The organism is Streptomyces sp. NBC_01525 (genome assembly GCF_045040405.1).
GTDB lineage: Bacteria > Actinomycetota > Actinomycetes > Streptomycetales > Streptomycetaceae > Streptomyces > Streptomyces benahoarensis.
Window position 1 is genome coordinate 832,096 of the sequence record NZ_CP109397.1, and the last position, 24,403, is coordinate 856,498.

Here is a 24,403-nt window from a genome sequence, read left to right on the forward strand (position 1 = left end):
CGTCCGCCCCGCACACAGCAGACGCCGGGCGAGTGGGCAGGAACCCTCCCTGAACAAAACCACCCACCCCACACACAGCAGACGCCGGCCCGGCGAACAGGAACCCTCCCTGAACGAAACCACCCACCCCACACACGGAAGCCGCGAGGGGAAGCGCACCGCACCCTGCCCCGGGCCGACACCCGCCGGTACCCGCCGGTACGCGCAAAGGAGGCGCACCATGACCGATCAGGAACGCGCTCCCAACCCGGTTCCGCCCCCGACGGGCAGCGATCTCGGGCGGCGGGTGAAGTTCCGCCGTCAGCACCTCGGGCTGACCCGGGAGGAGGTCGCGGCCCGCGCGGCGGCCTCGCCCGGATACCTCCGCCATGTGGAGGAGGAACCCGCGCAGCCAGGCGCCGCCTTCCTGCTGCGGCTCGCCGATGCGCTGGACACCACGATGGCGGAGCTGGTAGGCGGGACCGTCGAGTTTCCCCCGGGGCTCGCCGGGGCCGCGGCCCGCCCCGAGGTACTGGTGCTCGACACCGCCACCTGCTGGGCACACCTCTCGACGCACGGCGTCGGCCGACTCGCGGTCACCGTCGACGACGCCCCGGCGATCTTCCCGGTGAACTACACCGTCGCCGACGGGAAGATCGCCTTCCGCACCGCCGCGGAGTCCGGACCGGCCGCAGCCGCCGGACACCGGGCCGCGCTGGAGGTCGACCACCTCGACAACGCGTTCGGCGAGGGCTGGAGCGTCCTGGTCGTGGGCCCGGCCCGGATGGTCACCGACACCGCCGAGGCCCACCGGCTGACGGCGGCCGCCCGCTCCGGCCCCTGGGTGGGCGCCCGCCCGCTCTGGATGGTCCTCGACCCGGAGCGCATCACCGGCCGCCGGATCCGCGCCACGGGGTTCCTTGCGCCCGCCACCTCCTGACGGCAGGCGACAGGCCACGGGCGTAGGGCGGCGGCCACGGGTGCGAGGCGGCGGACGGCTGGCGCAGGGAGCCAGGTGGCGGTACGGGCATGCGCCCCGGCCCCCGCCTGTACCGCTCGCCCCCTCACGCCATCGCCCTCACGCCGTCGCCCTCCCCTCACGCCCTCGCCTTGGCCGTCACCTCCTCAGCAACCGACACCACACCGTCGATCCCGGCGCACATCCGCGTGAGGACGGGGATCAGCAGCGCATCGTCCACCGAGCCGTGCAGGGTGACCTGTCCCTCTGCGACCTCGGCGGTGACGCCCGCCGCGCCGAGGCGGGCGAGGCGCCCGACGACCTCCCGGGAGATCTCCTCCTGGATCGCCTGGTCCCGCCGGAGGAAGACCCGTAGCAGGTCGCTGCGGCTGACGACGCCCAGCAGCCGGTCCGTCTCGTCGACCACGGGCAGCCGCTTGACGTTCTGCACCTGCATCAGCCGCGCGGCCTCCACGACCGTCCACTCCGGGTGTGCGCACACCGCGGGGGCGGACATGAACTCTCCGGCGGTGCGGCCCTCGGCCCGTTCCCGTTCCCATGCCTCCAGGTGCGGCAGCGGTGTCCGGCCCGTCAGATCGGAACGGTCGGCCACCTTCCGCAGCAGATCGGCCTCCGAGACCATCCCGGCGGGACGGCCGAGGCCGTCGAGGACGGGGACCGCGCTCACCGCGTTGTCGGCCAGGATCCGCGCGATCTCCTTGAAGGGCGTCTCCAGCCGCACGCTCACGACCTTCCGCGTCATGAGTTCACCCACCGTGCGGTGCTCCATGACCGGCTCCTTTCCTCCGTGGCGCCCGGCGCGGCCCGCTGACCGGCGACCCACGTCGCTCCACCTCTTCAGCATGGCCGGGCAGGCGCCGCCGCGGCATGAGCCGGTCGGCCCTCCGACCGGGACCGAGGCAGGGACCAGCGGCCCTGGTACGGGCGGGCCGCACCGGCGACCCTGGAGGAAACCGGCCGTTCGCCGTCCGCTCCGTCCGGGAGGTGCCGGTGTCCGCTCCCACTCTCGACGACACGCTGGTCAGGGCCCTCGTCGCCGACGCCGTCACCGCGCCGTCCCAGCACAACGCCCAGCCCTGGCGGTTCCGCTACGCCCGGGCCGACCGCACGCTGACCCTCGACGCCGACCCCGACCACGCCCTGCCGCAGGCCGACCCCACCGGCCGCGGCCTCCACCTGGGCTGCGGGGCCGCGCTGTTGAACCTGCGGGTCTCCGCGGCCCACGCCGGGCTGCATGCGGCGCCCGCGCTCCTGCCCGACCCGCGACGGCCCGCCGCCCTCGCCGCCGTACGCCTCGACGCCTCCGGCGAACCCGTCGACCCGGACCTCGTCGGCCTCCACGAGGCGATCCGCGCCCGGCACACCAGCCGTCTGCCGTACACCGACCGGGAGATCCCGCCGCCGGTCCGCACCGCGCTCCTCGCGGCCGCCGCGGTCGAGGGGGCGTGCCTGACCTTCCTGACCGGCCCGCACCGCGAGACCGTCCTCGACCTGATCACCCAGGCCGAGGGCTACAACCGGCTGGACGAGGCCCGCGACGCCGAACAGCGCCGTTGGACCCACGAGACCACGGCCGCGTCACCGGCCGACGACGGCATCCCCGACTACGCCTTCGGCCCCCGCTCGCCGGACGCGACGGCGCCCGTCCGGGACTTCGCCGGGCGGCGCGCCCAGCCCGGCCGCGCCTACGCCACGTTCGAGCGGCATCCCCAGCTCGCGACGTTGAGCACGCCCGGCGACGCCCCGGCCGACTGGCTGCGCGGAGGGCAGGCGCTGCAACGCGTCCTGCTGCGGGCCACCCGCCAGGGACTCGTCAGCTCCTTCGCGACCCAGCCCGTCGAATGGCCGGACCTGCGCTGGATCCTGCGCGATCCGGTGTCCGGCGCGGGCCACGTCCAGATGATCCTGCGCCTGGGCTACGGCCCAGAGGGCCCCGCGACGCCGCGGCGCCCCGTGGACCAGGTGCTGACGATCACGCCCTGACCCGGCAGCGTCGGGCGCAGGCGCCACGGAGGGAACCGTCCGCCCCGTCCGAGGAGGAGCCATGGAACCGGAAGTGATCACCGTCGGGCTGGACGGTACCCGCGAGAGCCTGGCGGCGGCGCGGTGGGCAGCCGGTGAGGCCGACCGGCGGCACGCCGTGCTGCGCCTGTTGCACGCCTGGATCCTGCTGGCCCAGGGCCCCGAAACGCCCCCGCAACGCGACCGGAACGCCGGCGCCCGGCGCGTCGTCGAGCAGGCCCTGGACGAGGTACGCGCCGACCACCGGGAACTGCGGGTCATCGAGGACCTGGTGGCCGCCGAGGCCGTACCGGCGCTGCTGCGTGCGGCCGAGGAGTCGCGGCTGCTCGCCCTCGGCTCCCGGGCCCTCACGGCATGGGAGAGCTACGTTCTCGGCGACATCAGCCTGGAGGTGGTCGGCCGGGCCGAGCGCCCCGTCGTCCTGGTCCGGGAGGGCTGGTCCGGGCGGCAGCCGCTCCCCGGAGCAGGGGCGGAAGGCGAGGAGATACCGTCGCCCGCGCCGCACGTCGTCGTCGGAATGAGCCTGAAGGGGCCCTGTGACGCCCTGCTCTCCTTCGCCTTCGACGCCGCCGCGCGCCGGGGCCTGCCGCTGCGGGCCGTGCACGGGCGGGCCCTGCCGGTCACCGCCTACGCGCCCTGGGGCGTCGACCCCGAGGCCGCCGGGGAGATCGTCAAGGAGGGCGAGGACGCGCTGCGGGAGGCGGTACGGCCCTGGCGGGAGCGCTACCCGGGGGTGGAGCTGGGGCTGACGGTGCGGCCGGAGAGCCCCACCCGGGCCCTGGTACGCAGCGTGCCCGGGGCCGTCCTGCTGGCGGTCGGCCGCCGACGACACCGCGCCCTCGCCCCGCGCGTGGGGCCCGTCGCGCACGCCGCGATGCACCATGCGCCCTGCCCGGTGGCGGTGGTCCCCGAGGAGGGGTCGGCGGCGTGAGGGGCGCTGCCCGCCGGGTCGTCGGCGGGCGGTCCCGCGGCGCCGGGGCGAAGCTGGGGGAAGGGCGTGCACGCTCACGCCGTACCTGCGCGAGCGCTTCCGGGGGTTCGACTTCGGCGGCATCCGCCAGCGCACGCCCGACCGGACCTTCGACCGGCGCCTCACCGTCGACGTGGGCGGTCGCAAGGTGCAGCTGCTCACTCTCGGGCCCGCCCACACCGAGGCCGACACGGTGGTGCACGTTCCGACGCGGGGGTGCTCTTCGCGGGCGACCTGTTGTTCATCGGGTGCACGCCGATCGTGTGGAGTGGCCCCCTCGCCGGCTGGATCGACGCCTGCGACACGGTGATCGGGCTGGGAGCGCCGACCGTGGTGCCGGGCCACGGCCCGGTGACGGACGCCGACGGGATCCGCGCGGTCCGGGACTACTTCCGCCATGTCGTCGAGCAGGCCGACACCGCGTACGCCGAGGGACGCGGCTTCCAGGAGGCGGCGTTCGGCGTCGATCTGGCCGGGTACGCCGACCGGCTGGACGCCGAACGGGTCGTGGTCAACATCTACCGGCGCTACCGCGAGATCCACCCCGACCAGCCCGTGGCCGACAGGCTCACCCTGTTCGGCCTGATGGCCGAATGGGACCGACGACGGCAGTCGTGAGCCCGACGGCCCGGCCGGTTGCGGCGCCTCAGTTGCCGCTCTCGTTCCCCGGCGCGTCCGGCTTCTCGGTCAGCAGCCGCGTACGGAACAGATCGAGGACCTCGTCGAGGGCGGTGCGGGTCGGCTGACCCGGTTCGTCGATCAGATGCTCCGTCACGACGGAGTGCGGCGCGGCGATGGCCTCGGGGTTGCCGTCCGCGTCGTCCAGTTCGACGGCGATGAACGCGTCCCCCAACTCGCGGCGCAGCGCGGCGAACCGCTCCCCCGGCACGAAGCGGTCCCCACGGAACCGCATGCCGAGCACGCGCAGATCGCCGCGCGCGCAGCGGTCCTTGACGACGGCGAGCTCCGCCGGGGATATGTCGATGGTGTGGCGGCGCGAGGCGGTGACCGGCAGCGGCAGCGAGGGCTGGGAGAGGACGGGGGCGAGCAGCCGCTCGTCGGTGGCCATCGCGAGCGCGAAACCACCGGTGGCACACATGCCTATCGCCCCCACACCGGGGCCGCCGCACCGCTCGTGCTCCTGGGCGGCCAGCGCCCGCAGCCAGCCGACGACCGGGGAGCTGCGGCCGGTGGCGAACAGCGTGAACTCCCGGCTCACACAGAGCTTCAGGAAGGTCGACCCCACGTACGCACGGGCCCCCCACCGGCCGTGCGCCGACGGGTGGGGATCGCGTCCGGGGGTGCCGAACAGGACGGGCAGGACGGCGGTGCAGCCGATGGCGGCCACCCGCTCCGCGAACTCCAGAACCTTGGGGGTGATGCCCGGCATCTCGGACATCACGACGACGGCGGGTCCGGTGCCGCGGCGCAGCACCTTCCGGGTGACGCCGTCGTGCGTGAAGGTGGTGCGCTCGAATCCCGCGAGCCCGTGATCCGCCATGGTCGTTTGCCCATCCGATTCCGTCGCCGATACCGCGTATGAGGAACCGCGCCCCGAGGGACGCGTGCCCCCGACGGTGCCAGCGGCCACCCGCCCGTGTCCCCGTTTCCCCGGTTTTCCCGCGCCTGCGACGCACGCCACGTGGCCGCGCCCTCCGGCGTACGGGGCCCGACACGCGCGCCGGGCGCCGCCCCGGGCCCGGCGGGCCGGGAGACGATGCCCGGCAGGGTCCGGCAGCGGCGCCGGGAACTGCCGGGAAGGCGAACGATGGGCACAGGGCGAAACGGCGGGCGCGGACGGGCCGGGGCCCGGGGCGGCGGGGCGGTGGAGCAGCCGAACCTCGTCGCCCCGGCGGATGTCCCCTCGCTGTCCGCGCGGTTCTGGGTGCTGGTGGTGGCCACGGGCGTGCTGGCGGGGCTCGCGGGCGCCGCCCTGATGACGCTGCTGTACGCGGTGGCCCACCTCACGTACTCCTACCGGTCGGGGAGTTTCCTGGCCGCGGTCGAACGGGCGGGCGCGGACCGCCGGGTGGTGGCCCTGGCCGTTGCCGGGGTGGTGGCTGGGGCCGGCTGGTGGCTGTTGCGGCGGTGGACGGGGCCCGGCGGTTCGGAGGTGAGCACGGCGCTGTGGCGGGACGAGGGGCGGCTGCCGCTGCGGCGCAGTCTGGGTACCGCGGTGCTGTCCATGGTGATCGTGGGCATGGGCGCGTCGCTGGGCCGGGAGGCCGCGCCGCGGCTGGCCGGTGCGGTGCTCGCGTCCCGGCTGTCCGACTGGGCCCGCCTCGGCACCGCGCACCGCAGACTGCTGGCCGCCTGCGGCGCCGGGGCGGGCATGGCGTGTGTGTACAACGTGCCGCTGGGCGGGGCGCTGCTCACCCTGGAGGTGATGCTCGGCGGCCTGTCGCTGCGGCTGGCACTGCCCGCGCTGACCGCCTCGTGCCTGGCCACCGCGGTCTCCTGGACCGTGCTCCCGACCGGGCCGACCTACCGGCTGCCCGAGGTGCCGCTGTCCGCGTCGCTGCTCGTGTTCGCCCTGGTGATCGGCCCGTTCGCCGGGCTGGTCGCGGTCGGCTGGGTGCGGCTGATCCGCATCGCGCACGGGCACCGGCCGACGGGGTGGGGGCTGCTGGTCGCGCCACCGCTGGTGTTCACCGCGGTCGGCGCGCTGGCCGTGCCGTACCCCCAGCTCCTCGGCAACGGCAAGGACATCGTCCAGCTCACCTTCGGCGCGCAGTTCGGCGTCGCCACGCTGGTGGCGCTGTTCCTCCTCAAACCGCTCGCCACCGCGGGCAGCCTGGGCAGCGGCGCCAGCGGCGGGCTCTTCACGCCGACCCTCGCCACCGGTGCGCTGCTCGGTTCCCTCGCCGGGCAGGGCTGGGCGCTCGCCTGGCCGGGCCCGGCCGCGGGCTTCGCGATCATCGGCGCCGCCGCGGTCCTCGCCGCCGCCATGCAGGCACCCGTCGCCGCCGTCGTCCTGGCCCTGGAACTCACCCGCACCCTCGACGCGCTGATGGTCCCCCTGCTCTTCGCGGTCACCGGCGCCGTGCTCCTCTCCCGCCGGCTCGACACGCCTTCGCTGTACTCGGTACGGCTGCCTGCCCAGTGATCCGGGGCGTACGGCGTCGGGCCCGCCGCCGGCCTCGGCCGCGCCGTCGCTCGCCGGACGGCCGTGACGGAGCGCCCCGCCGCCCGGCGTGGCGTGACGGCACCACCGACGCCACCCGGTAGGACACTTCCCCATGGACGACCACACCGGGCAGAAGCCGCAGCGGGGCGAGCGGAGCGGCTGGTACAGCGCCGGAGTGGGCGGCGTCGGTGCGGCGAGTTTCTTCAGCGACTCCGGGCACGAGATCGCGACCGCGGTGCTGCCCGGCTTCCTCACGTCCACCCTGCACGCGTCCCCGGGCGCGCTCGGTGTGGTCGAGGGCGTCAGCGACGCGCTGACGGGGATCGCCAAACTGGCGGGCGGCCCGCTGGCCAACTCCCCGGCGCGCCGGGCCCGGATCGCCACCGGCGGCTACCTCGGCACGGCCCTGGCCACCGGCGCCCTCGGCCTCGCCACCTCCGTATGGCAGGTGGGCGTGGCGCGCGCCACGGCGTGGGCCTCGCGAGGGATCCGGTCACCGGCCCGGGACGCGCTCCTGGCCTCCCTCGCCCCGCGCCACGCCTACGGGCGCGCCTTCGGCCTGGAGCGGGCCGGGGACAACCTCGGCGCCGTCGTCGGCCCCCTCCTCGCGGCGCTGCTGGTCTCCCTCGTCGGCATCCGCACCACGCTCTACTGCGCGGCCCTGCCGGGGCTGCTCGCGGCGGTGGCCATCACCTTCGCCGGTCGCGAGGCCCGCCGCACCCTCGCGGAACCGTTCGCCCGGCGTCGTATCCGGCTCCGCCTGGGCGCACTGCGGCGCGCCGGGATGGCCCGTGCGCTGCTGCCCGTCGCGATGTTCGAGGTCGGCAACATCGCCGTCACCCTCCTCATCCTGCGCGCCACCCAACTCCTGCACCACGGCGCCCGCGACCTCGCCGCCGCCACCTCGCTGGCCGTCCTGATCTACGCGGCGCACAACGCCCTCGCCGCCGCCGTGGCCTATCTCGGCGGCCACTGGATCGACCGGGCGGGCCCCCGCGCCGCCTTCGCCACCGGCGGTGTCCTCTATCTGGCGGCGTACGGCATGTTCGCCGTCCCCTGGCACGGCTGGCCACCGCTGCTTGCCGCCTTCGTGCTGGCGGGCAGCGGCATCGGGCTGGTCGAGACCGCCGAGTCGACCCTGGTCGCGGGGATGCTCCCGGACGCCCTGCGCGGCAGCGGCTTCGGCCTGCTCGGCCTCGTCCAGTCCCTCGGCGACTTCGCCTCCTCGGCCGCCGTCGGCCTCCTCTGGACGGCCTTCGGCCCGGCGGTGGGCTTCGGCTACGCGGCGGCGTGGACCGGTGCGTCCGCCCTGGCGGTGTGGGCGACCGGACGAGGACGGCGGTGACCTCGACGGACGGGGCGTCCCGATGACCGGGGCGCGGGTCCGTCGCAGTCACCGCCGCGGGTACCTGGTCAGCAGCGCTCAGGCGGCGGGCGGTTGGCCGCCGTCCAGCCGGGCCAGCAGCCGCTCGGCGAGCGGGCGGGCCGACGCCGGGTTCTGGCCGGTGAGCAGCCCGCGGTCCTCCACGAGGTGCTCGGCCCAGGGCTCCGGTCCGGACGAGAAGTGGGCGCCCTGACGGACCAACGACTGCTGCGAGGTCCACGGCAGGACGTCGAGCAGGGCCACGTCCTTCTCCTCGGCGTCGGTGAACGACGTCATCCGGTAGCCGGTGAAGAGCCAGTTCCCCTGCGCGTCGGTACAGGACAGCAGCGCGGCGGGGCCGTGGCAGACCGCCGCGACCGGGCGCCCCGCCCGATGGGCGTCGGCCAGGATGCGTCCGCAGTGCGGGTCGCACCAGAGGTCGATCATCGGGGCGTAGCCGCCGGGAACGAAGACGGCGTCGAAGGCTTCGCCACGGATCTCCTGCAACGACACGGGGTCGGCCAGCCGTTCCCGGTGTCCCTCCACGGCGTCGCGGAGCGCCTGACACCCGTCCGGTGAGAGGCCGGTGCCCTCCGGGGTGAAGCCCGCCGGGTCCGCCTCGGCGGGCCGTCCGTCGGGGGTCGCCGTGGTGACGTGCACCCCGGCCTTGTCGAAGACCGCCAGCGGTTCGGTGACCTCCTCGGGCCAGAAGCCGACGGTCCGGGTCCTGCCATCCGTCAGCGGCATCCGGGTGGCGGCGGACAGCATCACGAGAATGCGAAGCATGAGTCTTCCTCTCTTGCGGGGCCCGGGGCCCGAAGGCCCCGGGCGGTGCGGGCGGTCAGGACCCGTCGAACGGACCGGTGTCCTCGGCGTACAGGCCGAGGGCCTGGAGGAGGGGGGACTCGTCGGCGGAGAACAGCACGGCTTCGCCGGTGCCGCTGAGGTTGGTGTGGTGGTGCCGTGCCCAGGACGGCACGCAGAAGGTGTCGCCCGCCGACCACTCGAAGTCGGTGCCCTCGATGGTGGTCGTACCGGTGCCCTCCGCGACGACGTACACCACGGCGCCCGTACGGCGGTGCGTTCGCGTCCGCTCCCCGGCCCGCAGGAGCTGGAGACGGCAGCCGGTGGTCGGGGTGACCGGGCCGCCCGTCGCCGGGTTGGCGTACTCCAGCACCACTCCATCGTGGGGGTCGTGGTGACCGGCCCGGGCCGCGTTCTCCAGAGCTTCCCGGCACTTCTCCCACGGGTAGGCGTACAGCGGGGAGCCCTCGTGCCGACGCCGGGTGTCGGGCAGCAGCAGGCCGCCCCAGATGGCGTGGGTGTCACGGCGCGGGGTCGTCGGCAGGTGGGTGCCGTCGGGGTGGAGCTCGAAGAAGTTGGCGCCGAGTGTGTTGACCAGCGGGTCGTTGGTGAGGTCCTGCCAGATGACCAGGCCCTCGTCGGCGTCGTTGCCGTGCTCGTGCCAGCGTCGGCTCGGGGTGATGACGACGTCCCCGGTACCGACGTCGATACGGTCCCCGTCGACGGCCGTCCAGCCGCCGTGCCCCTCGTGGACGAAGCGGACGGCCGACGCCGCGTGCCGGTGGCAGGTCATCGACTCCTGCGGTTTGAGGGCCTGCAGACCCGAGTAGAGGTGCCCGCAGGCCGCCTCGTACTCCCGGTGTCCGGGGTTGAGATGGGTGAGGACCCGGAGCGCGGCCGCGTCGCCCTTGACGAACTCGGCGGCCTCCTGCACGAACGGCCGCAGGTTCGCATACCGCCACATGCAGGGCAGGGACTTGGGGGCCGGGGTCCACGGCAGATCGTCGTTGACGGCCGACCAGCGGCCCACGGCGTAGAAGGCGCCGAGGCGTTCCGTGAAGGTGTCGGGGTCCGCGGTCGCGGGCGGCGAGGTCGTCACAGGTGGCCGCCTTCCTGCCGCGCCGCGGCGGTGAGTTCGTCCCAGAGGGCGTCGATGTCCTCGGCGCGGGTGTGGATGTTGCCGATCGAGACGCGGATGACATAGCCGTCGTCGGTGACGGTGTGGGAGACGTACGAGCGGTGCCCGGCGTTGACGCGGTGGTGGATGCGGCGGTTGAGGTCGTCGGTCGCCGTGCGGTCGAGGCCGTCCGGCGCGTACCGCAGGCAGACCAGCGGGAACGGCGTGTGCGCGTTGGTGACCTGCCAGTGCGGGGCGGCCGCGGCGACGGAACGCAGCCGGTCAGCGAGGGTCGTGGACGCGGTGAGGCGGGCGGCGATCCCGTCGGTGCCGAACGTCTTGAGGATCCACCACAGCTTCAGCGCGCGGAACTGCCGCCCCAGTTGCAGGGAGTAGTTCATGAAGTCGACGCTGCCGTCCTCATGACGCGTCGTCAGGTACTCGGGGACCAGCCGGAAGGTGTTGGTCAGCACGTCGCGGTGGCGGGACAGCAGGGCGCTGGCCTCCATCGGGCAGAGCAGCACCTTGTGCGGATTGGCCACCAGCGAGTCGGCCACCGCCAGGTCGGGCAGGTGCGGCCGGACGGGCCCGGCCAGCCGCCAGAACCCGCCGTACGCCGCGTCGACGTGCAGCCAGACGCCGTGCCGCGTGCAGAGTTCGGCAATGTCGTCGAGCGGGTCGATGCCGCCGGTGGAGGTGGTGCCGACGTTGGCGACGACGGCGAGCGGGCGGTAGCCGTTCGTCACGTCCTCGCGCAGGCGGGCGTCGAGGTCGGCCGGGTCCATGCTGCCGTCGGGCCGGGCGGGCAGGCGCACCACGTTGTCCAGCCCGATGCCCAGGGTGAGGGCCGCCTTGTCGATGCTGCTGTGGGTCTGGTCGGAGGCGTACACCCGCAGGACCGGCCCGCCCGCGAGGCCGGTGCGGCGGACGTCGAGACCGGTGAGGTGTTCGCGGGCCGCCGCGAGGGCGTACAGGGTGGCCAGGGAGGCGCCGTCGACGAGTACGGCGTCGCCGTCGGCCGGATAGGCCAGCATCTCGCAGAGCCAGCGCAGCACGGTGGACTCCACCGCGGCGGCCGCCGGTGCCGCGTCCCACAGCATCACATTGACGTTCAGGGCGGCCGCGGCGGTCTCGGCGAGGATGGCCGGGCCGCTGGAACTGTTGGAGAAGTAGGCGTGGAAGCGGGGGTGGTTCCACTGCGTGAGGTGCGGCCGCACATCCCGCCACGTCTGGTCCAGTACGGCGGCGAAGTCCTGCGGGTCCCTCGGCAGCGGCTCGTCGAACAGCTGGTGGATGTCCTTCGCCGACCGGTCGGTGGTCACCGGCTGCGTCCGTAAGGAGGCGAAGTGCTCGCTGAGCCGCTTCAACAGCAGACGCCCGTTGCTCTCCAGCTCCTCCGGCGTCCAGTCCCCGACCGCGGCCGGGGGCGGACCGGCGGGCGGCGCGGAGGGCGCGGTGAGGTGGTCAGTGGTGGTCATGGTCGACCTCCACGGGCAGCTCCACGGCGTAGCGGACCTCGCGGGGGCGGGTGCAGTACTCGGCTATCAGCGGTTTGACCAGGGCCTCTTCGGACTTCAGCAGATCGGCGTGGTCCTCCGCGCTGCGCCAGGGATAGACCCAGGTGACAACGCGCGGGTCGTCCCGGTCCTGGAGGAAGGTGGCGTGGCCGTTCCAGCCCGGGTGGTGGTGGGCGTTGTCGCCCAGCGCGTCGTCGATGAGCTGCATGGTGCGGGTGGCCTGCGCCGCGGCCTCGTCGGTCAGGTACCAGGTTTCCACGATGGTGAAGGACATGGCCCTCTCCTTTACTTTCCGCTGGTGGCGAAGTATTCCTGCAGCAGGGATGTGCCGCCGGGAACGAATTTCTCGCAGATGAGCTTGTGGTTTGCGCGGTTACGCGACTGCTCCCGCCACAGTTCACGGGCCGCCTCGTTCACGTCGTCCGGCGCCCGGCCGCCGCGTGCGGCCTTTTTCAGCGGGGTGCGGACGGATTTCAGCAGATCGAGCATCCGCTCGTGATCGGCGTTGAACTTACCGGAGAATCCGGGGCTGACCCACGGCGGCTCCATCGCAGGTCGCAGCAGGCCGTGGTAGGCGTCGGCGGGGAAGTCCGACGCGTACTGCATCGACGCCGTGGAGGCGCGGTAGAGGCGGGTGAGGGTGTCCAGCAGCCGTCGGCAGGTGGGCCATTCCTCGCTGTCGAGCGCGGCGCTTAACGCGAGGAGATGGGAGTTCATCATCGTTAAGTGGAGGTGGAAGATGTGATGGCCGAGTTTCCACCTGCGGATGGCTATTTCCTGGTCGCTGGTCAGTTTCATGCCGACATCCTTTGATCTCGGTACCCGGGGCCGGGCACCACTGAATTGCGGAGGTCACGGTGAACTTTCGAGCGGGCCGCGCCGGGGAAATTCGTCACCGGCCGGCGGTGAGGGCCAGGGCATGCTGGAGGAGGAGATTCATCCCGTCCAGCAGATCGGCTCGTTCCGCCTCGCCCAGGCTGGAGTCCCGCAGGTCGTCGGCGACCTTACGGGTGACCGCGAGGGCCTGCTGCGCCCAGGCGGCATCGGAGACGTCGTCGTAGTGGATACGGAAGAAGGCGTCGTACTCGTCCGGGCCGCTGAGCTTCCCGGGAGCCGTGCCGTCACGGGGCAGGCTCACCGGGGCGATGAGGCCGTGGTCGTCGGCCGATAAGTGTTCCATCTCGTTTCCCTTTCCGGGGCGGGCACGCGTGGCCCGCGCCGCTACGCGCGGGGGCGCACCACAGGCTTCATTCGAGGGGGTTACCGGCCCATGCCGTCGCGGTCGCTACGCGGGACGCGCCGCGGGCTTCGTCCGGGGTGTGCGGTTACTGGTCCACACCGCCGCGATCACCAGGGCACAGCCGCCCAACTGGGTCGGCGTGGGCGTCTCGTGGAGGATGAGGAGGGCGAACGCGATCGCCATGACCGGCTGGAGGAGCAGCAGCGCCGCCGCGGTGTTGGGCGGGAGCAGCGGTCCTCCCTTGCTGATCAGCAGCCAGGCCGCGACCTGGCCGAGGAGCGCCAGCGCCACGATCCAGCCCCACGAGGCGGCCGGGACCGCCAGCGGCAGCCCGGTCGTGAGCAGGCTGATGGCACCGGAACTGACGGTGGCCGCGGCCGTCGAGACGCAGACCGGGGTCACCACATGCCGGGACGAACGCTGGCCGCAGCGGCGGATCAGGTACAGATACACCGCATAGGCGCTGCCCGCACCGATGCCCAGGAGCGCCCCCCGTACGGGGTGCACGGCCTGCGCGCCGGAGTCGACGACGCCGCCCGCCAGGGCGATGCCCACCAGCATCAACGGACAGGCCAGCAGGAAGCGGCGCGTCACCCGCGTGCCGTCCCAGACCCGTGCCAGCAGCGGGAAGACGATCACCTGCACATTGATGAGCACGGTGGACACCGCGGCGCCGATGTCCAGGATGCTGAGGGTCCACATCACGTAGTCGGCGCCGAGGAACACGCCCGCGAGGATCGCGTTCCGGTGCAGCGCGGCGGGCATGCCGCCGCGCCGACGGGTCTCGTACACGAACATCGGTACGAGGACGAGCAGCGCGATGGCGCAGCGCAGGAAGGCCGCGGTGCCCGCGTTGACGTCGGCGAGTTTGACGAAAACCGCCGACATCGACAGGCAGGCCGCCCCTCCGATGATCAGAGCGGCTGCCTTCGGCTGGGTGCCCGACGTCTCCGGGGCACGCGCGGGGGCGGGGGTTCGGGGCTTCGGTGCGGCTTCCACGTCAGGCAGCCTTCCACCCTCGACGCGACACCACTACTTACTGTTTGTTCGCTGTATTCATTAGCCTTCGCACATGGTGAGTTGGGAGCGAATGCGCGTCTTCGACGCGGTGGCGCGACTGGGGTCGGTCCGCGCGGCAGCCGAGGCCCTGCACGTGACGGGGCCCGCCGTCTCGCAACATCTGCGCCGTCTGGAACGCGAGGTCGGCTGCGCCCTCGTCGAACGCGATGGCCGGGGCATCCGCCTCACCCACGCCGGGAGGGTCCTGGCCGCGTCCGCCAACCGGATGGCCGAGACGGCGGCGCAGGCCGACGCGGACCTCGCGGCGATCAGCGGCCTGGTCGCGGGGCCGTTACGGGTGGGCGCGGTCGCCTCGGCGTTACGTTCACTGCTTCCGCAAACCCTGCTGGCCCTCACGGACGCCCATCCGCGTCTGGAGCCCGAGGTCCAGGACGGCGAGGCGTCGGACCTGCTGCCGGATCTGGAAGCCGGCTGGCTGGACGCGGTGGTGATGGAGAGCTGGACCCACGCCCCGGCCCGCGTCCCCCCGGGCGTGCTCACCCACCCCCTGGTACGCGAGAACGCGCTGCTGGCCGTCCACGACCGCCACCCGCTCGCCCATCTGACGGAAGTCCCCCTCAACAGCCTGCACGGCCTCGTCTGGGCAAGCTGCCCCGCCGGCAGCGACACCCACCAGGCCCTCGTCGAACTGCTACGCCGCCAAGCGGTCACCGACGTCCAGGTCCGCTACTGCGTGGCCGACTACAGCACCCAGCTCCAACTGGTGGCCGCCGGCCTCACCGCCGCCCTGGTCCCCCGCATGGCCGTCCCCGCCCACCACCCGGGCGTACGCCTCATTCCCTGCCGCCCGGCCGTCACCCGCACCATCTGCGTGGCGACCGCGCCCCGGTCGCAGACCCCTGCCGTACAGGCATTCATCGCGGGGATGGCGCGTGCGGCGCATGGGATGGGGCCGGGGGTGCCTGGTCCGGCCGAGCAGGGGGGTGGCGTGGGCGAGGGGGTGGTTCGGAGGTATCGGTCGCATGAGTAGCGGTCGCAGCAGGGAGGGTGCTGATGTGACGTTCCACGAGAGAGCGCACCTCCCCACACCGCAGTCAGGTCGACAGGGCCGTCCAGGGGTCGACCGGGACCACTCGGGTGCTGCGGCCCTGTTCGTCGAGGATGCGGCCGTAGACCTTGGTCATCTGCAGGACGAGCCTGCGGTCCACCACCCTGGCGTCGGGGTGCTCGCGGGCGATCTTGATCAGCAGTTCGTCCAGGTGGTTCAGGGAGCGCAAGCCCACGATCAGGCCCAGGTTCGCCGGGCTGGTCACGGCCGCGCAGTGCCGGGTCTCCGGCCAACTGCCGAGCGCATTACCGATGCGCTGCACCTCGACGTCGGGCACAGTCAGCCACAGCAGCGCCATGGTGGGCCAGCCGGCGAGCGGCCGGGCGACGTCGCAGCGGAACGTGATGTCGCCGTGCCGACGGAGCCGCTCCAGGCGGCGCTTGACCGCCGGCGGAGTGGTGTTGAGCTCGTCGGCCAGGCTCGCGTAGCGGCGCCGGCCGTCGTGCCCGAGCGCCAGGAACAGGGCTCGGTCGGCGGCGCCGAACGGCCGGATCTTGCGTGGCAGCGGGCCGATCGCCTCGCGGACCTGGTCGGCCTGACTGCGGTTCATCACCCCAAGGCGCCAGATGATGCCGCCGAAGGTGCTGCCGAACACGTGGCTGCGGACCTTGGTGACCTGCTCCGGTAGCGGCAGCGTCTTGAGGAGCACGGTCGAGATCGCCGCCAGGGACGGCGCCATGATGAGGGCGAAGACCTCGTACTCGCCGGTGGTCACGCCGACCGTGATCACGTGCGGTAGTTCGGCGAGCCGCTCGGCGACCTGCGTGGCGGTGCCCGGCGCGCAGGAGAATTCGACGATCGCGCCCTTCGACAAGCTGTTGCCCAGTGCCACGGTGATCCAGGCGGCGCCGTCGTCGGTGAGCCGCTGCCAGCGGCGGGCCAGCGTGATCGGCGCCAGCTCCAGCACCTCGGCCAACGTGGTCCAGCTGGCCCGCGGGTTGATCTGCAGGGCGTCCACCAACGCGAGATCGACTTCCTCCAGCACCAGTGGCCCCCTCGTACGTGACAGTCGAATGGCCATGCCGTCGTTTTCCCACATTCTAGCCGGGCCTGATGGAGATATTCATCATTCTGCGGCTCATGCGGCGAAGCTTCTCCATGCTGCTCCGCATGATGAGCAGTGAGCAGCAGATCGACCTGGTCCTGGCGGGCGCGCGGGTGATCGATCCGGAAACGGGTCTCGACGAGGTGCGCAACGTCGCTGTCAGCGGTGGTCGGATCGCGGCGGTGACATCGGATCGACTGGCCGGGGACGTGGTCGTCGACGTGTCGAACCGCGTGCTGACACCGGGTTTCATCGACCTTCACAGCCACGCTCAGACGGTCACCGGGCTTCGGCTGCAGGCCCTCGACGGCGTCACGACGGCGCTGGAGCTCGAAGCGGGCGCACTGCCGGTCCGAGCGGCCTACGCCGAGGCGGCCGCGGAAGGGCGGCCGATCAACTTCGGCTACTCCGCGGGGTGGGCGCTGGCGCGGATGCGCCTGCTCGACGGCGTGGCCCTGGATGCGTCGGCGTTCGACATGTTCTCCAAGTACCAGGGCGCACCGAACTGGCGCCACCCCGTGGGCGCCCGCGACATGGCGCGGGTGCTGGACCTGCTTGAGGAGCAGATCCACGACGGAGCGCTCGGCATCGGGATGCTGGTCGGGTACGCGCCCGACTCGGGCCGCGGCGAGTATTACGCGGTCGCCTCGCTGGCCGCGAGGCTCGGCGTGCCGACGTTCACCCACACCCGCTTCATGTCCACCGAGGAGCCCGGGACCTCGTTGGAGGGCGCGCTGGAGGTGATCGCGGCGGCGGCCGGCACCGGCGCGCACATGCACATGTGCCACATCAACAGCTCCTCCAACCGGATGATCGACGACGTCGCGGCGGCGGTGGACCGGGCCCGGGGATACGGCCTGCGCATCACCACCGAGGCATATCCGTACGGCTCGGCGTCGACCGTGATCGGGGCGGCGTTCCTCGCACCCGAGCTGCTGCACCGGCTCGGCATGATGCCGAAGAACATCCTCTGCCTGTCCACGGGGGAACGTGTCGCGGACGCGGCGCGGCTGGCGCAGCTGCGCCAGGAGGATCCCGGCGCGCTGATCCAGTTCGACTGGCTCGACGAGTCGAACCCTGCGGACCTGGAAACGTTGCAGCACTCGTTGCTGTTCGCCGACACCGCGATCGCCTCGGATGCCGTTCCGCTGGTGGGACGAACCGGCGAAACCTGGCCGATCGCCGACGACGTCTTCACCCACCCGCGCAGCGTCGGCTGCTACGCGCGCACCTTCGGCTGGCTGGTCCGCGAGCTGGGTGTACTGCCGCTGGCCGAAGCGGTCCGGCGCTGCACCCTGTTGCCGGCGCAGATCTTGGAAGCGGCCGCGCCCGCGATGAAGCGCAAGGGCCGCATCCAGGTCGGGGCCGACGCCGACATCGTGGTCTTCGACCCCGACGCGATCGCCAGCGGGGCCACCGCCACCCGAGTACGCCCCTCCACCGGCATCGACCACGTGCTCGTGGGCGGCACCTTCGTGGTCCGCGACGAGCACATCCAACTCGACCACCTGCCCGGAGAACCGATCTTCGGTCGCCACCGCACCTGAAGGAGCAAACATGGCCACAACAAATGCCGCAGCGGCGCGGGATGCGCTGTACCGGCGGGTGGGCCGGCGGATCCTGCCGCTGCTCATCCTCTGCTACACCTTCGCCTTCCTGGACCGGGTCAACATCGGGTTCGCCAAGCTGGCCATGCAGCAGGACATCGGGATCAGCGAGTCGGTCTACGGGCTGGCCGCCGGGATCTTCTTCCTCGGCTACGTGATCTTCGAGGTGCCCAGCAACCTGCTGCTGGCCAAGATCGGCACCCGCAGAACGCTCTGCCGCATCCTGCTCCTCTGGGGGCTCACCGCGGCGGCGATGATGTTCGTCAGCGACCCGACGAGCTTCTACGTGCTGCGCTTCCTGCTCGGCGTGTTCGAGGCCGGTTTCGCTCCCGGCATCATCTTCTACCTCACCTACTGGTACCCGCCGGCGCGGATGGCGGCCCCGCTGGGGCTGCTTCTGCTGCCCGGCCCGATCGGCTCGATGATCGGCGGTCCGGTGTCCTCGTGGCTGATCACGCACTTCGAGGGAGTCGCCGGACTGCACGGCTGGCAGTGGATGTTCCTGCTGGAAGGCCTGCCGTGCCTGGTGCTCGCGCTGGCCGTCTGGACGAAGCTGGCCGACACGCCGGAGCAGGCGACCTGGCTCAGCGCGGAGGAGAAGGAACTGCTGCGCCGCGATCTCGTGGTGGACGGCGACAAGGGCAAGCACGACTTCCGGAAGGTGCTGCGCGATCCCCGCGTCTACGCCCTGGCCCTCGGCCTCTTCTGCCTGATCAGCGGCCTGTACGCGGTGAGCTTCTGGCTGCCGACCATCCTCAAGGAGAACGGGCTCACCGACATCGGCTCGATCGGCCTCTACTCGGCGCTTCCGTACGCGTTCGCGATCGTACTGATGGTGGTGCTGGGACGGCGCTCGGACCGCACCGGTGAGCGCCGCCTGCACAGTTCGATCACCGCGCTGATCAGCGCCGTCGCGCTCGCGGTCGCCGCGTTCACCGCGAGCAGCTTCGCGGTCTCGCTCATCGCCATCATCGTCGCGACGGCCTGCATGTGGGCGTCCTACTCGGTGTTCTGGGCGTTGCCCTCGACCTACCTGAGGGGCACGGCAGCGGCCGGCGGGATCGCCCTGATCAACAGCATCGGCCTGCTCGGCGGCTTCATCAGCCCGACCCTGATCGGTTTCGTCAAGGACGCCACCGGCAGCACGGAGGTGGGCCTGCTCTCGGTGGTGGCCCTGCTGCTGGTCGGCAGCCTCACGATCTACGCCAACCGGCTGCCGACCGACGCCCAGCGATCAGTCAGCTCATCCTGATCACACTGCCGCGTCATAGAGCGTGAAACCTACGGCCCCGAAGTCAGGAGAACCCATGGATCACGACACGCCACTTGGCGGGTGCCGGCCCCGAAGGGTGCCGGAGCTCCGCCTCAACCTGCGCGCGCTGGATCACAATGTCCAGCTCATGGCGGCCTGGTGCCGCGATCAGGACGTCGAGCTGGCTCCGCACATCAAGACCACCATGACGCGCCCCATCGTCGAACGGCAGATGGCCGCGGGAGCGTGGGGCGTCACGGTTGCCACCGTGACACAGGCCGACAGCGCCCTGGAGTGGGGGGTACGGCGTGTGATCATCGCCAATCAGGTAATCCACCGCGCCGACCTCGCCCTCATCCGGCGGCGGCTCGACGAGATGCCGGGGCTGGAGGTCTACTGCTTCGTCGACTCCCTCAGCGGGGTCGGCCTCGCCCGGTCGGCCATGGACGGTGCACCCCATTCCCTGCGTGTCCTCATCGATATCGGAGCGGACGGATGCCGGACGGGTGTGCGGGAGCCTGCCGCGGCGGTTGACCTGGCCACGGCTGTCCAGGCGTCACCCGGACTCCTTCTTGCCGGTGTTGCGGGCTATGAGGGTGTGCGGCCCAACCTTCGGGACGCCGCCACACTCACGGATGTCGACGAGCACTGCCGGAAGGCGCTCGCGGTGTTCCACCACCTCACTCCGCTGTTCGAGACCGCGCATCCGGTCTTCAGCATGGGCGGCTCCGCCTTTCCCGACCGAGTCGTCCACGTCCTTGCGGAAGCCACGCAGCACCGGGGTGATCTGCCGATGGTGCCCGTTCTTCGGTCGGGCTGCTACGTCACCCACGACCATGGCACATACGAACACGTCTCGCCCCTGCCGGGCCTGAGCGCGGCGTTGACGGTCCGGGCGGTTGTGCTCTCCACGCCGGAACCGGGGCATGCCGTCGTCGGTGCCGGGAAACGTGAACTGCCCTACGACGCGGGCCTGCCGGTGCTCGTCAGCGCGCACGACGCGCAAGGGCTGCCGCGACCGGCCACCACGGCGACCGCGACCCAGATCTACGACCACCACCTGGTCCTCACAGAGGCATACGGTCTGCACGTAGGCGACGAGGTCGACCTCGGGATCTCCCACCCCTGCTCCGCCTTCGACCGCTGGCCCGACATCACCGTGGTCGACGACCAAGGCCGCGCACGTGAGGTGTGGCACCCGCAATTCCACGGATCACAGTGACAGACCTGGCCCCGGCGTCCCAAGAAGGTCACCGGCTACTGCCGCCATGGCAAGCATGATCATCAAGAAAGGTACGGACATGAGCATCATCGAGAAGAAGATCGAGGCAATGGGGCTGACCCTGCCCGTGGTCGCCGCACCACTCGCCGCATACGTACCGGCCGTCCAGTCCGGCCCGTACGTCCACACCGCCGGGCAACTCCCCCTGATCGACGGCACGCTACCCCTCACCGGCAAGGTCGGTGCCGAAGTCACTCCCGAGCAGGCCAAGGACCTGGCCCACACCTGCACGCTGAACGCCCTCGCGGCCGTGAAATCGGTCGCGGGCGATCTGGACCGCATCAAGCGTGTCGTCAAGGTCGTGGGATTCGTGGCCTCCGCACCGGACTTCACCGGCCAACCCGGCGTCATCAACGGTGCCAGCGAACTGCTCGGCAACCTCCTCGGCGACAAAGGCAGCCACGCCCGCAGCGCTGTCGGCGTCGCAGTCCTCCCGCTGGACGCCCCCGTCGAGATCGAACTCCAGGTCGAACTCGCAGACTGAGACCGCTCGCCGGTGCATGGTCATCGCCGAACAACCCGACCGGGACTTGCCGGCATGGCGCAGCCAAGCTTGCATCTGGGGGTACTGCGGCGCCGGCGATGAGGGTGCACCGCGCTCCGCGCCGACCCTCTGCTCAGCGTCGTGCGGCGGCGGCTTCCTCGTCGCCGTCGGCCGGGCGGGGCGGGTCGGCGAGGCCGAGTTGCAGATGCTCGATGTGGTAAACGGCCTGATCCAGCAGCGCGGCGACGTGGTTGTCGTACAGCGCGTACACGATCGAACGGCCCTGGCGGGTGCCCGTGACCAGGCCGAGGTTGCGGAGCAGGCGGAGCTGGTGGGAGCAGGCGGACTGCTCCATGCCGACCTCGGCGGCCAGCTCCGTGGCGGGCAGCGGGCCCTCCCGCAGCCGGGCGAGGATCAGCAGCCGGGAGGGGGTGGCCAGCGCCTGCAGGGTGGTGGCCACCCGGGCGGCATGGGCTGCGTCCAGGCGTGTGCGCGGGACGCTGTCGGCAGGCGGTGCGGCTCCATGACCCATGCGCTCCATACTACGGGCCCCGCCCATGAATAAATGAATGTCTCTTCATGTATTCCTGCTACGGTGGCAGGGTCCCGCTCTCCCCTGCGTGAAGGGCCCCGTGCCGATGTCTTCCACCCTCACCCGCCCGGCGGCCTCGGGCACGGATGCCCGCGAGGCAGTGGCGCCCCGGCGGCGCACCCGGATCTTCGCCCTGCCCGAGGCCCGCTGGGCAGCCGCCGCTCTGGTGCTGTTCCTGATCGCACTACCGCTGTATCTGACCGGCGCGCCGGGGTGGACGTGGGGCCCGCTGTTCGCCCTCACGTACGCCACCGGCGGCTGGGAGCCCGGCTGGGCGGGGTTGCAGGCTCTGCGGGAGAAGACGCTGGACGTGGACCTGCTGATGGTGGTGGCTGCGATCGGCGCTGCCGCGATCGGACAGGTTCTGGACGGGGCGCTGTTGATCGTCATCTTCGCCACGTCCGGCGCGCTGGAGGCGGTCGCCACCGCGCGCACCGCCGACTCCGTACGTGGTCTGCTCGACCTCGCGCCCTCGACGGCGACCCGCCTGGCCGACGACGGCACCGAGGAGACGGTCCCCGCGCAGCAGCTGCGGGTGGAGGACGTCGTCCTGGTGCGGCCCGGTGAGCGGGTCGGCGCCGACGGCCGCGTCCTGGACGGGGCGAGCGAGGTGGACCAGGCCACCATCACCGGCGAGCCGCTGCCCGTGGCCAAGCAGGAGGGCGACGAGGTGTTCGCCGGCACCCTCAACGGCACCGGCGCCCTGCGGGTGAAGGTCGCGCGCGACCCGTCGGATTCGGTGATCGCCCGGATCGTGGCCATGGTCGAGGAAGCCTCCGGGACCAAGGCGCCCACCCAGCTGTTCATCGAGAAGGTCGAACAGCGGTACAGCCTCGGCATGGTGGCCGCCACGCTCGCGCTGTTCACGGTGCCGTTGCTGTTCGGCGCGGCACTGCAGCCGACGCTGCTGCGAGCCATGACCTTCATGATCGTCGCCTCCCCGTGTGCGGTGGTGCTGGCCACGATGCCGCCGCTGCTGTCAGCGATCGCCAACGCCGGACGGCACGGCGTCCTGGTCAAGTCGGCTGTGGTGATGGAACAACTCGGTCAGATCGACGCGGTGGCGCTGGACAAGACCGGCACCCTGACCGAGGGCATCCCGTACGTCACCGACCTCCGCCCGCTGGCCGGCTCCGGCGTGAGCGAGGAGGAGCTGCTGCGGCTCGCGGCGGCGGCCGAGCACCCCAGCGAACACCCGCTGGCCCGCGCCGTCGTCGACGCCGCCCGCGCCCGCGACCTGGACCTCCCCGTGGCGGAGGACTTCGCCTCCGCTCCCGGCACCGGGGTGACGGCCACCGTCGGCGGCCACCGCGTGGCGGTCGGCAGCCCCGCCCGGCTACTGAACGGGCGTACGGACCATCCGGCCGCCGCGGCCGCCGCGGCCGCCGCCCGGCTGGAGGACGAGGGCCGTACCGCCGTCCTGGTCGAGGTCGACGGCGCCCCTCTCGGGGTGCTGGGCATCGCCGACCGGCTGCGCGAGGAGGCCGCCGCCACCGTCGCCGCCCTCACCGATCTGACCGGGGCCGCGCCGGCGCTGGTCACCGGCGACAACCCGCGCGCCGCCGCCCGCCTGGCACACGAGGTCGGCATCACCGACGTCCGCGCGGGCCTCCTCCCGCAGGACAAGGTCGCCGCGGTCAGGGAGCTGGAGCAGGCCGGGCGCAAGGTGCTCGTGGTCGGCGACGGCGTCAACGACGCCCCCGCCCTGGCCGCCGCCCACACCGGCATCGCCATGGGCCGGGCCGGATCCGACCTCGCTCTGGAGACCGCCGACGCCGTCGTCGTCCGCGACGAACTCGCCACCGTCCCCACCGTCGTCGCCCTCTCCCGCCGGGCCCGCCGCCTGGTCGCGCAGAACCTCGTCATCGCCGCGGTGTTCATCACCGCCCTGGTCATCTGGGATCTGGTAGGAACCCTGCCACTCCCCCTCGGCGTGGCCGGGCACGAGGGCTCCACCGTGATCGTCGGCCTCAACGGCCTGCGCCTGCTGGCCGATGGCGCCTGGCGCCGCGCCCGCACCGGCAACGGCCGGTGAGCCCACTCATACGGCGACCGAATCGGGGCAGCCTCACCGAAGCACCACGTCAGAAGCAAGCTCCCGTTCCTCAGCACGACCCATGACGCGCGGCGTTGGTAGTTCCTGGCAGAATTAGCGCTCCACTTCCGCATGGATGCTGAGGGCACTTTATTCTGCCGTTCTGAAGCTCGCTTTCGCTCGCTCCACCACTTGCCTGGTTTCCCCCTCCTGGCCGACCGGCCCAAAGGCGACGATCGCGTACAGATTACCGTCCGTCTCCGCTTCGAACCGGCAGTCGACAGCGAACTGTTCACCCAGCTCTTCGTCGGAGTAGGTGAACTCCCGCCGAGCAATACCACCAACTACTCCACGAAACGGTTCATCGTATCCGCCCTTGGTTATCCTGTCGGAATCCGAAGCCGCTTTTATCGATTCGGAGGGAGTGGCTTCCGCCACCGTGAAAATGATCAGTCGGCTCGCCCTGCTGTCCTCCGATTCGTAACTGACCACGTCCGGTTCTCGGGACTCGTCGAAGCGATTCCAGTTTCGTGGAACCTCGAAAAAGGTGCCGTTAGGACCCTCGATTTCCTGGGTTTCGAACCCTTCCGAGGGCATGTCATCTGTGTCGAAAGGGGGGAGAGATTCCGTTGCCTTCGGCGTCGGGGGACTACTCTTCGTCGCGGCGGGCCGGACTTGTACGCCGCCGGATTCACGGGGCAGCACGGCCCACAGCCCGACCGCGGCTCCCCAGCAGAGCACGACTGCCACCACCCCCGCCATTCTTGCCGCCCTGGGCCAACTGCGTGGGCCGGGTGGCCAGTCGGCCGTCCAGCGGCCACGGGGTTCCGGCCCCGGGGCCGGAGCCAGGACCGGGGGCA

General features: G+C 72.1%; 24 protein-coding genes. 12 read left to right on the forward strand and 12 right to left on the reverse strand.

Annotation, left to right across the window (positions count from 1 at the left end):
- Nucleotides 1-220: 220 nt before the first annotated feature.
- Nucleotides 221-919 (forward strand): helix-turn-helix domain-containing protein, encoded by a 699-nt coding sequence (locus tag OG422_RS03710; RefSeq protein ID WP_405739631.1) that lies wholly within the window; start codon nucleotides 221-223, stop codon nucleotides 917-919.
- A 157-nt stretch (nucleotides 920-1,076) separates the two neighbouring features.
- Here OG422_RS03710 and OG422_RS03715 read toward each other — a convergent pair whose 3' ends face one another.
- Nucleotides 1,077-1,727, reverse strand: a complete 651-nt coding sequence (locus OG422_RS03715) for a CBS domain-containing protein (RefSeq protein WP_143940700.1) — start codon at nucleotides 1,725-1,727, stop codon at nucleotides 1,077-1,079.
- 221 nt (nucleotides 1,728-1,948) lie between these two features.
- Between OG422_RS03715 and OG422_RS03720 the strand changes: the two genes are divergently transcribed.
- From OG422_RS03720 to OG422_RS03730, 3 genes are all read left to right on the forward strand, one after another.
- Nucleotides 1,949-2,941, forward strand: coding sequence for an Acg family FMN-binding oxidoreductase (locus tag OG422_RS03720; RefSeq protein ID WP_405739636.1), 993 nt, complete (start codon nucleotides 1,949-1,951; stop codon nucleotides 2,939-2,941).
- 61 nt (nucleotides 2,942-3,002) lie between these two features.
- On the forward strand, nucleotides 3,003-3,911 hold the full coding sequence (locus tag OG422_RS03725; protein ID WP_405739639.1) for a universal stress protein: 909 nt from the start codon (nucleotides 3,003-3,005) through the stop codon (nucleotides 3,909-3,911).
- A gap of 255 nt (nucleotides 3,912-4,166) precedes the next feature.
- A complete protein-coding gene (locus tag OG422_RS03730; RefSeq protein WP_405739642.1) occupies nucleotides 4,167-4,568 on the forward strand; it encodes a hypothetical protein in 402 nt (133 codons plus the stop codon).
- 28 nt (nucleotides 4,569-4,596) lie between these two features.
- Here OG422_RS03730 and OG422_RS03735 read toward each other — a convergent pair whose 3' ends face one another.
- The gene (locus tag OG422_RS03735; protein ID WP_405739645.1) at nucleotides 4,597-5,451 is read right to left on the reverse strand and encodes a dienelactone hydrolase family protein; all 855 of its coding nucleotides are present in this window, start codon (nucleotides 5,449-5,451) and stop codon (nucleotides 4,597-4,599) included.
- Between the two features lie 267 nt (nucleotides 5,452-5,718).
- Here OG422_RS03735 and OG422_RS03740 point away from each other — a divergent pair, with 267 nt between their 5' ends.
- Both OG422_RS03740 and OG422_RS03745 read left to right on the forward strand, forming a co-directional pair.
- Nucleotides 5,719-7,056 carry a chloride channel protein gene (locus tag OG422_RS03740; protein WP_405739648.1) on the forward strand — a complete coding sequence of 446 codons (1,338 nt, stop codon included), beginning with the start codon at nucleotides 5,719-5,721 and terminating at the stop codon, nucleotides 7,054-7,056.
- Nucleotides 7,057-7,189: 133 nt separating this feature from the next.
- Nucleotides 7,190-8,422 carry an MFS transporter gene (locus tag OG422_RS03745; RefSeq protein WP_143940705.1) on the forward strand — a complete coding sequence of 411 codons (1,233 nt, stop codon included), beginning with the start codon at nucleotides 7,190-7,192 and terminating at the stop codon, nucleotides 8,420-8,422.
- A 78-nt stretch (nucleotides 8,423-8,500) separates the two neighbouring features.
- Here OG422_RS03745 and OG422_RS03750 read toward each other — a convergent pair whose 3' ends face one another.
- The 7 genes from OG422_RS03750 to OG422_RS03780 all read right to left on the reverse strand — a co-directional run bounded on the left by OG422_RS03750 (nucleotide 8,501) and on the right by OG422_RS03780 (nucleotide 14,117).
- On the reverse strand, nucleotides 8,501-9,226 hold the full coding sequence (locus OG422_RS03750) for a type 1 glutamine amidotransferase domain-containing protein (RefSeq protein ID WP_143940706.1): 726 nt from the start codon (nucleotides 9,224-9,226) through the stop codon (nucleotides 8,501-8,503).
- Between the two features lie 55 nt (nucleotides 9,227-9,281).
- Complete coding sequence (locus OG422_RS03755) at nucleotides 9,282-10,343, reverse strand: cupin domain-containing protein (RefSeq protein WP_405739652.1); 1,062 nt, start codon at nucleotides 10,341-10,343, stop codon at nucleotides 9,282-9,284.
- On the reverse strand, nucleotides 10,340-11,839 hold the full coding sequence (locus OG422_RS03760; protein ID WP_405739655.1) for a pyridoxal phosphate-dependent decarboxylase family protein: 1,500 nt from the start codon (nucleotides 11,837-11,839) through the stop codon (nucleotides 10,340-10,342). The genes OG422_RS03755 and OG422_RS03760 overlap by 4 nt, the downstream gene beginning before the upstream one ends.
- Nucleotides 11,826-12,152 (reverse strand): hypothetical protein, encoded by a 327-nt coding sequence (locus OG422_RS03765; protein ID WP_143940709.1) that lies wholly within the window; start codon nucleotides 12,150-12,152, stop codon nucleotides 11,826-11,828. The genes OG422_RS03760 and OG422_RS03765 overlap by 14 nt, the downstream gene beginning before the upstream one ends.
- Before the next feature lie 11 nt (nucleotides 12,153-12,163).
- Nucleotides 12,164-12,676, reverse strand: coding sequence for a hypothetical protein (locus tag OG422_RS03770; RefSeq protein WP_143940710.1), 513 nt, complete (start codon nucleotides 12,674-12,676; stop codon nucleotides 12,164-12,166).
- A gap of 94 nt (nucleotides 12,677-12,770) precedes the next feature.
- A complete protein-coding gene (locus OG422_RS03775) occupies nucleotides 12,771-13,058 on the reverse strand; it encodes a hypothetical protein (RefSeq protein ID WP_143940711.1) in 288 nt (95 codons plus the stop codon).
- Nucleotides 13,059-13,163: 105 nt separating this feature from the next.
- Nucleotides 13,164-14,117, reverse strand: a complete 954-nt coding sequence (locus tag OG422_RS03780; protein ID WP_405739660.1) for a DMT family transporter — start codon at nucleotides 14,115-14,117, stop codon at nucleotides 13,164-13,166.
- A gap of 73 nt (nucleotides 14,118-14,190) precedes the next feature.
- Between OG422_RS03780 and OG422_RS03785 the strand changes: the two genes are divergently transcribed.
- Nucleotides 14,191-15,168 carry a LysR family transcriptional regulator gene (locus OG422_RS03785; protein WP_405739663.1) on the forward strand — a complete coding sequence of 326 codons (978 nt, stop codon included), beginning with the start codon at nucleotides 14,191-14,193 and terminating at the stop codon, nucleotides 15,166-15,168.
- Nucleotides 15,169-15,232: 64 nt separating this feature from the next.
- On the opposite strand, the gene OG422_RS03790 is transcribed toward OG422_RS03785, so the two are convergent.
- Nucleotides 15,233-16,231, reverse strand: a complete 999-nt coding sequence (locus OG422_RS03790; RefSeq protein ID WP_143941255.1) for an Lrp/AsnC family transcriptional regulator — start codon at nucleotides 16,229-16,231, stop codon at nucleotides 15,233-15,235.
- Nucleotides 16,232-16,299: 68 nt separating this feature from the next.
- Here OG422_RS03790 and OG422_RS03795 point away from each other — a divergent pair, with 68 nt between their 5' ends.
- The 4 genes from OG422_RS03795 (at nucleotide 16,300) to OG422_RS03810 (ending at nucleotide 20,916) form a co-directional block, all read left to right on the forward strand.
- The gene (locus OG422_RS03795; protein WP_405739667.1) at nucleotides 16,300-17,838 is read left to right on the forward strand and encodes an amidohydrolase family protein; all 1,539 of its coding nucleotides are present in this window, start codon (nucleotides 16,300-16,302) and stop codon (nucleotides 17,836-17,838) included.
- A 10-nt stretch (nucleotides 17,839-17,848) separates the two neighbouring features.
- Nucleotides 17,849-19,150 carry an MFS transporter gene (locus OG422_RS03800; RefSeq protein WP_405739670.1) on the forward strand — a complete coding sequence of 434 codons (1,302 nt, stop codon included), beginning with the start codon at nucleotides 17,849-17,851 and terminating at the stop codon, nucleotides 19,148-19,150.
- Between the two features lie 55 nt (nucleotides 19,151-19,205).
- On the forward strand, nucleotides 19,206-20,372 hold the full coding sequence (locus tag OG422_RS03805) for an alanine racemase (protein WP_405739673.1): 1,167 nt from the start codon (nucleotides 19,206-19,208) through the stop codon (nucleotides 20,370-20,372).
- A 79-nt stretch (nucleotides 20,373-20,451) separates the two neighbouring features.
- A complete protein-coding gene (locus OG422_RS03810) occupies nucleotides 20,452-20,916 on the forward strand; it encodes a RidA family protein (protein ID WP_405747631.1) in 465 nt (154 codons plus the stop codon).
- A 133-nt stretch (nucleotides 20,917-21,049) separates the two neighbouring features.
- Here the strand turns inward: OG422_RS03810 and OG422_RS03815 are convergent, their stop codons facing one another.
- A complete protein-coding gene (locus OG422_RS03815) occupies nucleotides 21,050-21,448 on the reverse strand; it encodes a metalloregulator ArsR/SmtB family transcription factor (protein WP_143941252.1) in 399 nt (132 codons plus the stop codon).
- Between the two features lie 106 nt (nucleotides 21,449-21,554).
- Here OG422_RS03815 and OG422_RS03820 point away from each other — a divergent pair, with 106 nt between their 5' ends.
- Nucleotides 21,555-23,543: a heavy metal translocating P-type ATPase gene (locus OG422_RS03820; protein ID WP_405739678.1), complete on the forward strand. Its 1,989-nt coding sequence runs from the start codon at nucleotides 21,555-21,557 to the stop codon at nucleotides 23,541-23,543.
- 150 nt (nucleotides 23,544-23,693) lie between these two features.
- On the opposite strand, the gene OG422_RS03825 is transcribed toward OG422_RS03820, so the two are convergent.
- Entirely contained in the window at nucleotides 23,694-24,293 is a 600-nt protein-coding gene (locus tag OG422_RS03825; protein ID WP_405739681.1) for a hypothetical protein, read from the reverse strand.
- Nucleotides 24,294-24,403: the final 110 nt, after the last annotated feature.

What these genes read in the sequence shown, in the direction of transcription:
- OG422_RS03710 (WP_405739631.1), top strand. Translation starts at nt 221, where the DNA reads ATGACCGATCAGGAACGCGCTCCCAACCCGGTTCCGCCCCCGACGGGC.
- OG422_RS03715 (WP_143940700.1), bottom strand. Translation starts at nt 1,727, where the DNA reads ATGGAGCACCGCACGGTGGGTGAACTCATGACGCGGAAGGTCGTGAGC.
- OG422_RS03725 (WP_405739639.1), top strand. Translation starts at nt 3,003, where the DNA reads ATGGAACCGGAAGTGATCACCGTCGGGCTGGACGGTACCCGCGAGAGC.
- OG422_RS03735 (WP_405739645.1), bottom strand. Translation starts at nt 5,451, where the DNA reads ATGGCGGATCACGGGCTCGCGGGATTCGAGCGCACCACCTTCACGCAC.
- OG422_RS03740 (WP_405739648.1), top strand. Translation starts at nt 5,719, where the DNA reads ATGGGCACAGGGCGAAACGGCGGGCGCGGACGGGCCGGGGCCCGGGGC.
- OG422_RS03745 (WP_143940705.1), top strand. Translation starts at nt 7,190, where the DNA reads ATGGACGACCACACCGGGCAGAAGCCGCAGCGGGGCGAGCGGAGCGGC.
- OG422_RS03750 (WP_143940706.1), bottom strand. Translation starts at nt 9,226, where the DNA reads ATGCTTCGCATTCTCGTGATGCTGTCCGCCGCCACCCGGATGCCGCTG.
- OG422_RS03760 (WP_405739655.1), bottom strand. Translation starts at nt 11,839, where the DNA reads ATGACCACCACTGACCACCTCACCGCGCCCTCCGCGCCGCCCGCCGGT.
- OG422_RS03765 (WP_143940709.1), bottom strand. Translation starts at nt 12,152, where the DNA reads ATGTCCTTCACCATCGTGGAAACCTGGTACCTGACCGACGAGGCCGCG.
- OG422_RS03770 (WP_143940710.1), bottom strand. Translation starts at nt 12,676, where the DNA reads ATGAAACTGACCAGCGACCAGGAAATAGCCATCCGCAGGTGGAAACTC.
- OG422_RS03775 (WP_143940711.1), bottom strand. Translation starts at nt 13,058, where the DNA reads ATGGAACACTTATCGGCCGACGACCACGGCCTCATCGCCCCGGTGAGC.
- OG422_RS03785 (WP_405739663.1), top strand. Translation starts at nt 14,191, where the DNA reads ATGGTGAGTTGGGAGCGAATGCGCGTCTTCGACGCGGTGGCGCGACTG.
- OG422_RS03795 (WP_405739667.1), top strand. Translation starts at nt 16,300, where the DNA reads ATGGAGATATTCATCATTCTGCGGCTCATGCGGCGAAGCTTCTCCATG.
- OG422_RS03800 (WP_405739670.1), top strand. Translation starts at nt 17,849, where the DNA reads ATGGCCACAACAAATGCCGCAGCGGCGCGGGATGCGCTGTACCGGCGG.
- OG422_RS03805 (WP_405739673.1), top strand. Translation starts at nt 19,206, where the DNA reads ATGGATCACGACACGCCACTTGGCGGGTGCCGGCCCCGAAGGGTGCCG.
- OG422_RS03810 (WP_405747631.1), top strand. Translation starts at nt 20,452, where the DNA reads ATGAGCATCATCGAGAAGAAGATCGAGGCAATGGGGCTGACCCTGCCC.
- OG422_RS03815 (WP_143941252.1), bottom strand. Translation starts at nt 21,448, where the DNA reads ATGGGTCATGGAGCCGCACCGCCTGCCGACAGCGTCCCGCGCACACGC.
- OG422_RS03820 (WP_405739678.1), top strand. Translation starts at nt 21,555, where the DNA reads ATGTCTTCCACCCTCACCCGCCCGGCGGCCTCGGGCACGGATGCCCGC.